General features: G+C 40.0%; 7 protein-coding genes. All 7 read left to right on the plus strand.

The genetic code is table 11. The annotated features are described in order from the left end of the window. Positions 1-344: 344 nt before the first annotated feature. The 7 genes from BM008_RS03055 (at position 345) to BM008_RS03085 (ending at position 14,379) form a co-directional block, all read left to right on the plus strand. Positions 345-3,560 (plus strand): outer membrane protein assembly factor BamB family protein, encoded by a 3,216-nt coding sequence (locus tag BM008_RS03055; protein WP_177187941.1) that lies wholly within the window; start codon positions 345-347, stop codon positions 3,558-3,560. A gap of 108 nt (positions 3,561-3,668) precedes the next feature. Then, positions 3,669-6,617, plus strand: coding sequence for a DUF4430 domain-containing protein (locus tag BM008_RS03060; RefSeq protein WP_177187942.1), 2,949 nt, complete (start codon positions 3,669-3,671; stop codon positions 6,615-6,617). A 73-nt stretch (positions 6,618-6,690) separates the two neighbouring features. After that, positions 6,691-7,236, plus strand: a complete 546-nt coding sequence (locus tag BM008_RS03065) for a hypothetical protein (RefSeq protein WP_091933013.1) — start codon at positions 6,691-6,693, stop codon at positions 7,234-7,236. Continuing rightward, positions 7,236-7,502: a hypothetical protein gene (locus tag BM008_RS03070; RefSeq protein WP_091933016.1), complete on the plus strand. Its 267-nt coding sequence runs from the start codon at positions 7,236-7,238 to the stop codon at positions 7,500-7,502. The genes BM008_RS03065 and BM008_RS03070 overlap by 1 nt, the downstream gene beginning before the upstream one ends. Positions 7,503-7,683: 181 nt before the next feature. Then, positions 7,684-9,606 (plus strand): outer membrane protein assembly factor BamB family protein, encoded by a 1,923-nt coding sequence (locus BM008_RS03075; protein ID WP_091933019.1) that lies wholly within the window; start codon positions 7,684-7,686, stop codon positions 9,604-9,606. A gap of 415 nt (positions 9,607-10,021) precedes the next feature. After that, the gene (locus BM008_RS03080; protein ID WP_091933022.1) at positions 10,022-12,754 is read left to right on the plus strand and encodes an outer membrane protein assembly factor BamB family protein; all 2,733 of its coding nucleotides are present in this window, start codon (positions 10,022-10,024) and stop codon (positions 12,752-12,754) included. A gap of 26 nt (positions 12,755-12,780) precedes the next feature. Beyond that, on the plus strand, positions 12,781-14,379 hold the full coding sequence (locus BM008_RS03085; RefSeq protein WP_177187943.1) for a PKD domain-containing protein: 1,599 nt from the start codon (positions 12,781-12,783) through the stop codon (positions 14,377-14,379). The last annotated feature ends 124 nt before the right edge of the window (positions 14,380-14,503 follow it).

The raw sequence follows: 14,503 nt of genomic DNA on the forward strand, positions 1-14,503 counted from the left end.
GTTATATCTTTAACAAGTTATAATATTGCCAGGGTCGGATATGTTGTTAGTCATATGGATAATAACTGGTACAGTATTTTTTCCATTTATATATGTGTTATTATCACTCCTATGCAAGGCATGTGCCCATTTGTAACCAATGCTAATGGTGCATTTTTGCTTAACATAATGAAATGATCACAAAAACACGAAGTTATCCGACTTGTATGCCGGGTATTACGTGTTGTTTCAACTATACAATTTCAGTTGAAAGCTACTAGCGGAGGTAGTTTATGGCAAAAATAAGTAAAACAACAACATTTATAATTTCTTTGGCAATTATTTTATTATTCATTTCTCCCGCCATGGCAGAGGAGACAACCGATGCTTCATGGCATCAGTTCCACAAGGATCTGGCACATGCCGGATCGTCCACTTCAGATACGCCGGATTCTAATACAGTAACATGGATAAGTCCAAATGTTAGTGCTATCGGTGCTTCATCCCCTGTCATTGCTGATGGAATGGTTTTCGTGAATTGTGCCAACCCGGAGAGTACAAGCAGTGAGTGCTGGATAACAGCTCTTGACCTTGATGATGGTACATTTTTATGGAATACTTCTATGGGAGAGCGTGAATGGGGTTCCTGGGCATCTCCTGCTTATCATGATGGAAAGGTTTTCACTTCTCTTGGTAAAGTGACAAAATGTCTGTATGCTTCAAATGGAACTGAAATATGGAGCTTCACAACAGAGGAAGCTTCATGCAATGGTAGCCCTGCCATTGCAGATGGTAAGGTCTTTGTAAATGACTGGCAAGGGGGTCATTACTATTGTTTGAACGAGGTTGATGGTACAGAGATATGGAACTTCCCTATCTATGGTGCATCTGAAACGGGTGGTACAAGTACTGGCAAGGCTCAGGGAACAGTTGCCTATGTAGATGGCCTTGTTTATATGACAAGTGGCTGTGACCAGAACATTATAGATGATGTACTTACTGAGGGTTTTCTTTATTGTGTCGATGCTGATACAGGTGAAGAATACTGGAACCAGACATTTGAACATAATGTGTATTGTTCACCTGCAGTTGTTGATGGTGTAGTATATCTTACAACCTACAATTTCTATGGTACCGGCGATGTCTATGCTGTAGATGCAAGTAATGGTGATATTCTCTGGCAGGAAGATATCTGGAGGACTGATTCAACTCCTGCTGTTGCATATGGTAATGTGTATACATCTGGTGGATATCAGCGTGGAAAGGTTTTCTGTCGAAACGCCAGCAACGGTGATCTGCTGTGGGAAACTGATGGCAATGATATTGGTGGCTGGACTCTGTCAGTTGCCGTTGCTGACGGGAAGGTTTTCGCAGGAGCACAAAAAAAGTATAGTGATGACAGTTTCGACTATGAGGGAATTTATGTACTGGACGCTACAAACGGTGACATTCTCTGGTCAAATGAGAACGGAGGCAGTTGCCCGGCTATTTATGATGGTACTGTGTTCACAATAGCTGAGGGCGGTCGTGTAGTTGCTTATGGTGGTGGCAGTGAAACTGTTGACATCACTGCAGAAATGAGCTCTATTACAAATTCATACCTAGGTATTGAGCAGGATATTGACATAACAATCCTCAATGAAGGTAGTACATTTGCAAATGATGTCCTTATTTCACTTAAAATTGATAATGTTGAAATTGCTAATCAGACAATTAGTTGTGTAGGTGGAGGCTCGTCACAAGACATTACATTCACATGGCTCCCGGAATCAGTAAAGACCTATGATGTTGAGGTTTTTGTAGATCCACTGGATAATATTATTGAGACTGATGAAAGTAACAATGATGTTTCCATTTCAGTGACAGTTCTTGATGGAAATCCAGATCTAGTGCCTGTTTCAATTACACCGGACCAGATATATATCAATCAGCCTTATGAGATGACAGCAACTGTATCTAATACAGGATATGATGTTGCTGAGTCCTTTGTTGTAGAGATCAAAGATGGAAGCGATTTAGTTGAAAGCAAGACCATATCTTCCCTTGGTCCGGGTGAAGTTGAGCAATTTACTTTCACGTGGACTGCAAGTTCAACTGGCTTTGTTTATCTGTCTATGAATGTTGATTCCACAGACATGGTGGTGGAAGAAAGTGATTCCAATAATGCAGATTCTTATGGGATCGATGTGGAAGCCAGCACTGCAATTGAAGTGCTGCAGTCTACCGACTGGGCTCAGTTCCAGTTAAACTGGCTGCGTAACGGCACAGTGGGATCTTATGCTGCTCAGGAGGCAGTTGAGGAATGGAGTGCTTCTGGTTTTAACGGAGAAATAGATGTAACTCCTGTAATTGTGGATGATACGGTATATGTGATCGCTTCCAGCGGTTCAGTATGTGCATACGATAAGAATGATGGTTCTCTAACCTGGAAAAAAGAGACCGAGTCTTCAATGCATAAATCCACTCCTGCATATGGAGATGGAAACATCTTTGTTGCCACTGCACAGGGGGATCTTTACTCCTTTGATTCATCTACCGGATACAAACGATGGAGTGTATCTGTCACTAACAGTTCTTTTGAGAGTCCGGTTACCTATTATGATCATCGTATCTACGTTGCTGACGGACTTTCCGGTGACGTTGGAACCAAGTACTACTACTGTTATGATGATTTGGGCAATCTGGTATGGAAGTATGGAAATAACAATTCTGCAGGTTTCATCTGGAATGGTGCAGTTATTGTAGGGGACTATTTGGTTTATCCTGTATTTGAAGGAAGACTTGTAAGCCTTGACAGGGTCACGGGAGATCTCGTTGACGAGGTGAACCTTAGCCTTAGTTCTGATGTTTCTTTTGCACAGGCCGATCCTGGAAATTTCCGTTCTTCAGTTTCATATTGTGGTGGTTATCTATACACTACATCAGAGCGCGGCGATAATGGTTACCTGTGGAAGGTAGGCTTTGATGGATCAACAGGCAGTTTTTTAAACTCCGGCTGGAGTGTCGATCAGGGATTCAGTACCTCTACACCTGCAATTCTCAACGGTCGTGTCTACGTAGGTCAGGGTGAACATGGTGTGACTGGTAAACTTAATTGTTTTGATGATTCCACCGGGACGTTGCTCTGGGACTATTCTGTGGATAAAGGTGTCAAATCATCTCCAGCCATAGCCACGTATTATGACAGTGAGGATGAAGTTGACCGTACGCTGGTATACTTTACCGAAGCCCAGAACGACGGTTCAATGTTCTGTATCATGGACATGGGTGACTATGCTGACACTGTATGGGAATACAATCCGGAGGATGACGATGGTTATATTCTGCAGGGTGCAGCCATCTCAGATGGTCTGGTATATTTCGGTACTGATGGTGGGAAGCTTTACTGTATTGGTAGTGATTGGAACCCCTGGGACGATGTTAGATCAGCAGAAGGCAGGAATATCGCAATTGACGAGGTCATAGAAGCTTACAATTGTTGGAGAAATGACGACCTTGCACCTTACACTGATTATGGTGTGTCCATCGATGATGTCATTTCCATGTACAATGCCTGGAGATACAACACTCCAATGGCCTGAATTTCTTTTCATGGTGGTAACAGTAGTTGCTTCCTTGCAATTTTACAACATATAAAGTGGAGTACAAATATGAAAAATATGGTTATTAAAAATGGGATTTTAATAAGCATGGTCTTGATGCTATTATTAGCATCAGCTAGTGCTGCATCTGCACACGATGTAGCAGTTTCAAGGACCATAAGCCCGACGACTGTGACTGCAGGCGAATCTTTCGACGTCAGTCTTGAAATAACAGTTACAGGTCCTATTACGTCTGAACAAAACTCTAGCTACGCAACGGTAAAGGAATATTATACCGCAGTTGATGATATGGAGAACTGGATCATAAGCGATGTTTCAGCACAAACTCCTTTTGATGGTGCATTCAAGAACGGTAATAATAATGATACCGGGCTTTTTGAGTTCTCAACCGGTGGTGGAGCTTTATACTATATGACTTTAGCTTCTGGTGGTAGTGGTACGTTCTACATCAATTACACAATGACCTCATCAGCAAGTGCAGGAGCTGGTGTCCACAGTATCAGTGGTTATTATACTGATGCCGATTTCTCATCAACCGGAACTGCAGGATACACAGTCGATGTTACAGGTGACTCCGAGGTCACATTGCTTGCGCCAGTAGACCCGCCAACATACATTGATGATACCATGAGCCTACAGGACGTGATTAACGCATCAGAAAGCGGTGACACCATTATGATGGCAGCCGGTACTTATGTCCTTCCAGCTGACCTGTACATAAACAAGAGCGATCTAACCTTCATGGCTAATGGCGGAGAAGTAATCATTACACCGGATGCAAGTTTAAGTGATATCGATATACATCTTGGTTTGGAGCTTGGTAGTGTAGGTGGTTCAACTGATGTGGGTTGTGATGCTTCAGGTACAACTTTTAATGGAATAACCTTTGATAGAATAAACAAACTTGGAGAGCAGTACACTTATATTGATAATATAGATGTGAGCGATGAAAGACTCGAAGATTGTACATTCATTAACACATCTGTAAATCTGGCTCACAATGCAGTGATGAAGAATTGTGTACTAGATTCGTCATCTGAAAGTGTATATATCTATGGTGATAATGTACTCATGGAAGGCAATATAGGTAGTTGTCGTCAGATCAAAGGTGGAACCTATTCGCTTTCATCAACTACTACCACTCCATGTTCTGATTTCACTATGAAGAATAATGATCTGAGTTTTAAGTATTTAAACTATAGAACAGGAAGCTGTTTGATAGAAGATAACAATATTACTACAAGTTCTTACATCTCGCTGTACGATAATGTATCCAATATTATAAGGGATAATACATTCAGTAGCAGCTATACTTATATGAAATTAGAAGGACAGGTTTATGAAAATGACTTGATCTATACTGGAACTTCAACCACAGCTTATGTTCAGTTCTATGAGAATGGAACATATTACCTGAACAATATCGGCCATCCTACTGTAAAACTGGAACTCGCAACTTACAGCACACCTGAACCTGTTACCTATACCTATGCAGGTGTAGGTCAGACCAGCTATCTTGGTAACTACTACTCTAATTATACAGGTGCCGATACTGACCATAATGGTATTAGTGATGAAAATGTTACAGATAGTACTAATGGCGGTGTTGATGAATATCCGCTCATGGGTGCATGGAGTGCAGATGCTAATAGTATAGGAACATCCACCACTGTTCTTTATGAGGATACAGTGGAACTCGGATCTGACATGACCTGTACATTTGTCCCATACGACAACACAGGTACAGAATATGACATTGCACCACTTTCAGCAATGGCTGCACTCATGGCAACAGGTCTTGATATGAAAACATCTGACTGCTGGTATTCAAGTATGGATTCATTCTTTGTAGAGAGCATTGAAGGCTATGACACACCATCTGACTGGTCAAAGTACTGGGAATTCCGTGTCAACGGTGCAGCTACAAGCTATGGAATTGGAAGTTCTACATTTGACAACGTTTCAGATGGTGACGTTGTAAGCCTCGTATACGTTGATGCTGCTTCAGGTAGTGATGAATATTCAGTGGTTATCACAGTAGATGTAACAGAGAAGGACGACTTCCTGTACTACGGTGCTGTTGATCTTGTGACAGACGACACATACACACTAACCCTGCAGGACGATGAGTATACTGTAGATTCATTGAGTGCTCTTGGTGCACTTTTCGAAACCGGTCTTGAATTTAAGATGAATGATGATGACTATGTAAACTCTAGTTCATTCTATCTTGAATCCATTGAAGATATTAAAGATCCAACAGAAACGTGCTACTGGGCATTCTATGTCAATGGTGCATATACCTCATATGGTATCGGACATGTCACAGATGATGTAGTAACTGATGGTGATACAGTAAGTTTCATCCTTACCGACTGGGACAGCTATGATGAATATGATGAAGTCCACATCCATGTGAATCAGGTAGATACTCCTGTACTTGTACAGAGAGACATTGCAAACCAGAACTTCTATGAGGAATTGCTTACACAGTATGGTCTTACATCTACCAAGGTTACGGTTACCCTTACGGCAAGAGAGGATATTGATTCCCTTGCACTGGAAGAAGTAATTCCTGAAGGCTGGACCTTAACTTCATCCAATGATGATGAAGGGGTATTTAAGGCAAATCTCACAGACGATACCCGTTATGAGTGGGTCTGGACTGACAAAATGACAGAAGGTGACAGCAGGACAATTGAATATATTCTGACACTCCCATCTGATGAAGATTCAGGAGAATATCCTGTAGATGGTACTGCTTCTGTTTTTGTTGGTGACGATGACATAAACGATATTCCTGTAGTTGGTGACGATATGGTCTATGTATCTGCTACTGACTGGAACCCATGGAACGATATTGATTCCGATGGTAGCAAATACATAACAACTGATGAACTTCAGGCAGCTATTAGCTGCTGGCTGAACGACCTTCCAGCTCCAACAACCGGTGATGATATAACAACCAACAGGCTGCAGCTTTTGGTTCACTACTGGGTACAGAACAAGGAATGTCCGGAGGGTGCTGACGCATAAGTAAACAGAAAATTTTGAGTAAATACCCTGAAAAGGGTGTTTATTCCTCTTTTTTATTAATGGGAGTAAATCGATGGTCAAAAGGATAAATTCGAATTTTATTTTTTCCTCTCTAATGGTTCTTCTAATTGTATCTATCAACCCATGCAACGCTGAAATTGCAAATATATCTGTGAGCAGGAATATAACTCCTGATACTATTTCTTGTGGTGAGTCTTTTGATGTAAGTGTTGAAATAGTAATTGAGGGTGCAGGGGTAATATTTGGGACTCTTTCTGAAGATTACACAGCTTCAGATAACATGCTGGAATGGGAGATAAGTAACATTGATGCTGATTCGGTCTTTGTTCACTATAAGAATAATGGAGCAGGCATGTATGAGTGGAGTGCTGGCATGAGTACAGTTCCCGAAGGCATTTATCGAATAAACTATCGAATGACCCCGGCCGAAGGATATGAACTGGGTACTTATCAGGTTAGTGGTAAATGGGTTGATACGGATTATCCAGAGAGATTGGAACCGTTGGGTAGTAACGAAATTACTTTGAAAGTCTCTGATGCTATATTTTCGTCTGATATCTCTGAAAGTCATTCATCTTCAGTGGGATTAGATCATTGATGGAGAATAGTACAATATCAATTGCTGAAACTGAATTATCCGGGACTACAAAGATCACTACCAATGACTCTGATCCTGTGAATGCAGAAGATACTAAATTCACTACTTTCTCCGTAAGTTCCCAAGAGGATACAGCAGCAAATCAGGAGGATCAAATGCCAGGATTTACTGGTGTGCAGATGATCTTTCCAATAATGTCAGTTATGTGCATCTATGACCTGAAAAATTTTCATAATTCTTTACTATATGCTAAATTTAAAAAATAAACTCTATACGGTATATTTCAATTTATGTTATTACGATCAAATAATTCATGCGCAAAGGACATGATTGTACTTAAACACAGGACAATATCCTAAGGATTGGTATACTAGATTCTAATAGAGTAATAAAAACACGTTCTCTGATCAGGTAATATGCGGATTTGAATAAAAAGGGGATTGTGAAATGAACAAAATGAATATCAAAAAAGGTGTTCTATTGTGTATGTTCATGCTATTGCTATCTGTCGTTACAGCTTCAGCACATGATGTCACAATAGTGAGAACATTAAACACAACTACTTTGGATGCTGGTGATTCATTTGATGTCAGCCTTGAAATAGTAGTCAGTGGTACGATAGAAAGTGAGCAAAATACCAACTATGCAACCGTAAAAGAATATTATTCTTCTACAGATGATATGTTGAAATGGACTATCAGCAATGTGACTGCCGACCCTCCTTTTAACAATGTTTTTAAAAATGGTAATGAGTATAATACTGGTAGGTTCGAATTTTCAACAGGAGGTGCAGCTTTATATTATATGGGTCCTGGTACCTATCATATTGATTACACTATGACATTGCCAGAAAGTGTGTCACCTGATATCTATGATATTAGTGGTTACTACACAGATGCCGACTATTCAGGTTCAGGAGTGAAGGGAGATGTAGCTGAAGTCACTGGTGATATGCAGGTGAAAGTTACGGGAATTCCGGATTTCTCATCCACTGACTGGACACTATTTCAAACCGGACTGTACAACAATGGAGTAACATCTGATAGGGGGCCTATACAGGATCCAGAAGAAAATGAATCCTGGGTGACCTATACATATGGTATTCCCGGGGCACACGGAATAGATACCGTATCCATTGTTGTGGACGAGTTGGTATATGCAGTTACTCAGGGAAATGTATGGGCAATTAACATAGATACGGGTGAAATTGAATGGACCGGTGATATTGTAACCGGAGTGACAGCTCCTTTGGGTGCTCCTGCCTATGGCAACGGTAAGTTGTTTGTAAGTTCATTCGGTCAAATATATGCTTTTAATTCCACGGATGGTACTATGCTGTGGAATAGATCAGTTGACACAGATAATCCTCTTATTTGCCAGTTAAATACTCCTATTACCTATGATGATGGCAGGATATTTTTCGGGGAATGGTTATCTTATGTAGATGATGGCGATGAGTGCAAATATTATTGCTATGATGAAGATGGTAATGAGCTCTGGACTCGTTCTTCATCAGAAGATGTTGGATATTACCGTGCAGGTGCAGCAATTATCAAGCAGTACCTTGTCTACCCTGATGATGCTATGCACATAACGTCTGTAGACAAATATGATGGAACAACTGTTGATGAAGTGGATATGGCTGATCTGCTTGGTATAGGTACATCCAGACAAGAGATAAGAGCATCTGTCATGTATGACCCCGACTCAGAGCGCCTGTATACATCCACACAGGATGGACATTGCATATCAATTGGTTTCAATGAAGATGGTACTTTTGACACTTCGGATGTACATAAATTCGATCTTGGTTTGAAAAGTACGACAACTCCTACCTTGTACAATGGTCGTATTTATGTGGGAACCGGGGATTATTCAGTAGGTGGGGATCTTTATTGCCTTAATGCAGATGATCTTACACAAATATGGAGTTATACACCTAATGGTGGTGTGCAGGGATCACCAGTTGTTTCTACAGCCTATGATGATGGAGATGGTGAAGTATATGTCTATTTTACAACTAACATTCTGAATGGAACTGTGTATTGCCTAAAAGATCATGCAGATTGTACGGAACCCGAGCTTCAATGGACATTTCAGGCATCTTCTGACCAAACAGAATACACTCTTCCAGGGGTAACTATCAAAGATGGACGTTTATTCTATGGAAATGACCATGGTTATCTTTTCGGACTTGCAGAATGGAATTTCTGGGATGACCCCATTTCAGATGGAGGAGAGAACATGACCACTGATGAATTGCAGGAAGCAATTCATATCTGGATCAACGATGATCCTGCAACAGTGACAGGTTCAATTATCACCACGGACCGTCTACAGCAACTCATACATAATTGGCTGGAAAGCTGATAGGTCATTTAGCAGCACAATACATTTTGTATTTTGCTGCATTACTTTTTTGTCTATATCATTAAATAATGATTATGTCCATAAATATGGTTATTTATCCTGTTCTGCTGATGTATTTCTGAGGTCGGATACTGAAAAAATAATTCATTGTCATTGTTTTGGTGTAGTTTCCATAGTATATTTTTTTGATGAATATTTAGTATTGTTGCTAACATGTGTTATTTAATTAAACTCGCTTAAATATTGCTTGCCAGATAGGCTGTTTGATTACTGTCTAACTATACAGGCCAGATCTTAAAATTAGTATATGTCAGGCAGTAGTTAGCTGAAAATTGATAATTTATCTTGAATTTTCATTTCTTATTTGAATGAAGATTTTAGAGTAAAATTACGGTGGATCAGAGGGGCCATTTATATGCAGAAACAAATGCTTACATTATTGATCTTAACATTTATTGTCATTTTTAATACTGTTCCTTCCAGTGCAACTTTATATCAGGCCTATAATTCGTCAACTCTTGATGATAAGATATCTGAAGCAAGTCAGAATGATGTGATCTATCTGAATCCGGGAGTGTATGATACTCCGATCGACCTGGACATAAAAGGTCTGTCGATCATTGGAGCAGGTTCTGATAAGGTCATATTCGATCTGGACGGCTCATATTTAGAAATGAGTGCTGAAGATTGTGTTCTTAAAGGTATATCTGTAGTTAACAGTTCCAAAGGTGTTCAGGTAACATCATCAGGTTGTAAGATCAGCAAATGTGTATTTGATGGACTTACTTATAGCACAGGTATTTACATAAAAGAAGATAATACCATTTTTACTGACAATGTAGTTTCCAATTGTACAGGAAAGTATTTTGCAATTTATGGTCTGGGTCATGATTGTACCTACAGTGGAAATACCTTTATCAATAATAGTTGTGCAGCTCTTTCACTTTATACGAACAGTGACAATAATGCTGTATATTACAATGTTTTTCAGGAGAATCAATATGGTATATATCTCTATAGTTCAGGAACTGGAAATGAGATATATCTCAATGATTTCATAGACAATGATGAAAACATTAAAGCAACTGATCCACCTTCAATTGAGTGGAACTCTCCTGAAATTATAGCTTACACTTGCAACGATGACTCATTTTCAAGTTATCTGGGCAATTATTGGGGTGAGGACAGTGGATACGATATAAATAATAATGGTATTCTTGACAGTTCATATACTATCTCCTATGGAGCAGGAACTGACCAATACCCTCTGGCAAGTCCATTCGGGAATTATATTGATATATCCGCAGGACCCGTTGATCTGATCGTTGATTCATTCTCTTCATCTTCACTGGTAGCAGACCAGCCGAACAGAATAAGAGTAAATATCTCAAACATCGGTCAAACAAATGCCGATGCCTTTAAAGTGGTTCTGTATTATGGAACTGAGTCTCTTGGAGAAGAGGTAATACCATATCTTGCTTCAGGTAGTACCACTCAGGCTTCTTTCACTTTGCTGTTTCCTGCAGGAGATATCAGTTTAAAGGCTGTTGTTGATACTGAAGATAGTGTAGAAGAAACACTGGAATCGAATAATGAAATGTCAGCAACGCTTGTATCTGAAAGTGTTGAAATTGACGAGAACTGGTTCCAGTTCCACAAAGATGTGGAACATACTGGTTATTATCCTGGTAATGGTCCGGACGATGCAACTCTTCTGTGGGTAAGCGATGATATCAATGCGGTTGGGAGTTCCTCTCCTGTAATTGCTGAAGGTACGGTCTTCATTAACTGTGGTGACTCTGTCATGTCGTCTACAGGAGATGATTCCTCCTCTGTAACAGGCCTTGACATGTATACAGGGGAAACAATAGGCACATTTGGTGATGGAGGTACATCCTGGGGTTCCTGGGTTTCTCCATGCTATTATGAAGGTAATATCTCTTGTGGCAGGTCAGATTCCGTTAACGGTGGAGATCTGATCGTAAACGGTAAAAGATATGTTGGGGATTACGAAGGGTATACTTATTATTGTACATATGAAGAGAACGGTACATCAGTCTGGACAAAAGCTGTAAATGGCCTTGCAATGGGAACTCCGGCCTATTCTGATGGAATGGTATATTTTACCAGTTGCAAGTTTGAACTATCAGGTGATGTTTATTGTGTAGATGCTGAAACCGGAGATACTATATGGCATATTAGCACCCCTTCCGGACATGATGCTTCAAGTGTAGGAACTACTGTTTACAATGATATCCTGTATTTCACAACCTATAACTGGAATGGTAATGGGGATATCTATGCTGTCGATAAATATGATGGTTCCATCATCTGGAGAAAGACAATACAAAGGACAGACTCATGTCCTGCTGTTGCATATGGTAATGTCTATGTTTGCGGTGGATGCCCTGGTTATAGTAAGTTACAATCATACTGTTTTGATGCTGTAACGGGTGAAGAGATCTGGAGTACAACTGCAAGTTACAGTGGTATAGGTGCCTGGACATGTTCTCCAGTGGTTGCTGATGGTAAATGCTACATCGGAAAGATGGATCCCACCATGTACAGCTATAGTTCGATCTATGCGTTTGATGCATACGATGGAAGCACTATATGGAGTTCTTCAGGTGGAGGTGCCAGTCCTGCAATTTCCGAAGGTATTCTGTATACTGTTGGAAATGATGGCAAGGTGTATGCTTATGGTTCCCTTTCTGAACCGTACGCTGAATTCACAAGTAACGTTTCTTCAGGTACTGCACCCCTGGCAGTCTCCTTTACAGATCGGTCCGGAACAAATATCACAGGATGGCAATGGGATTTCGATAATGATGGAGTTATAGATTCCACAGAGCAAGATCCAGTTCATGTGTATGGAGCAGTCGGGAAATATACTGTTTCTTTAAAAGTAACAAATAATGAAGGAACTGATACTGAGGTAAAAGATCCATGCATTTCTGTTATCGATGCAAATGATGATGAATGGAACATCTGGGATGATTCCGATTCAGAAGATGGAGCTAAAATTACAACTGATGAACTTCAGGATGCTATTCATTATTGGATAAATAATATCCAAATAACAGACTCAGGAGATGTAGTGACAACTGACAGATTACAAGAGGTCATTCATGAATGGTTACAAAGTTAAAAATTATTTTTAATATAGGAGTAAACATGAGATATAAGCGAACTTTTTCTATTCTTACTGTTGCATGTTTTTTTCTACTGATACTTGCAACGCCTGTTATGGCTGCAGGAGAATTAACAGTCACCAGAACAATATCTGATTCTGAAGTATGTGCTGGAGATACGGTAAGGGTTACACTAGTATTGACAGCCGATCAGTATATAGAGGGTCCTGCAATTCAGGAGGAGATCCCATCCGGTTGGGAATTAACAGAAATATCTGATACCGGATCTTATAAAGAAGAAACAACTGAATGGATATGGTCAAGTAAAATGAATTCGGGTGACCAAAAAACTGTGATATATGATCTTACTGTTCCGGATGATGCTGAAGCAGGTACTTATAATTTGTCGGGAATTGGCTCAGCACATGAGATCGATGATATCAGCATTAAAGGTGATCATCAGATCACAGTTGTTGGTGTAATTGCTGATTTCACTTCTAATGTTACATCCGGATCTGCTCCTCTGGCAGTCAAATTTAATGATACTTCAACTGCAGCAACATCATGGCAATGGGACTTTGATGGAGATGGAACTATTGACTCAATAGAACAAGATCCTGATCATACATATACTGAGGCTGGTATATATACTGTAAAATTGATAGCAACAGGCGAAGATGGCAGTGAGACCGAAACCAAAACAGATTATATTACAGTTTCATTAGATGCTGATTTTTCTGCAAACGTAACTTCTGGAGATGACCCTTTAACAGTAAAGTTCACAGATGCAACGAAAGGTGCTGTATCATGGGAATGGGATCTTGATAACGATGGAACAGTGGATTCCACCGAGCAAAACCCTGTTCATACCTATGCCAGTTCAGGAGATTATTCAGTAAAACTCACAGCTTATGGTAATGGTAACAGTGATTCTGTAGTAAAAAGTAATTATATATCTGTTTCAAGTGGAAGTGTAACTCCATCTTTCCTAGATGCTGATTTTACAGCGAACACTACCTCGGGCAAGGCACCGCTTTCAGTAAAGTTCACTGATCTATCCACAGCATCCGGAACTACCATCACTTCCTGGAAATGGGACTTTAATAATGATGGAATGGTAGATTCAACAGAACAGAACCCTGTTCACACTTATACTGAAAATGGTACATATGCAGTAAAACTTATTGTATCAGATGGCAGTGACAGTGATGCACTAACCGAAATGGGTTACATTGTTGTTGGTGGTGATGACGATGATGACGACGATGATGATGTTTATAACTCGTATGAAGCTACTTCTATCTCTCTAAGTGCAACTATAATTCCTGCCATTTCAATAGAAGTAACTCCGGGAACACTGGATTTCGGTACTCTGTCGGCTGGTGAGGAAAGTAGTGAACATACGCTTCATATCAAGAACAAGGGTGCTACAGATACAAAAGTAACAGCACAGGTGACAGATGTTGCAAAAGGGCTATATGAAGACGGACTTATGCTTAACTCAGGTACCTGGGATGGATATACAAATGTTGTAGATTCAGAGACAACAGAATCTGTACAGACTTCATTACATGTTCCTGATGATTTCATAGGTATTGGTTCCATGGAAGGTAAGCTTGTTTTCTGGGCTGAAGTAAGCTGAACTGTTCGATGAGAAGGAAGTCCTTCTCGCCTTCTCTTTTTTATTTTACAGAGAATCATCATTATGTTTTTAGATAATATGTCTAATCTTTATTATTTATTTTAAATACTTGCAATTTAGACCA

It is taken from the genome of Methanolobus profundi (genome assembly GCF_900114835.1).
In the GTDB taxonomy this organism is placed as follows: Archaea; Halobacteriota; Methanosarcinia; order Methanosarcinales; family Methanosarcinaceae; genus Methanolobus; species Methanolobus profundi.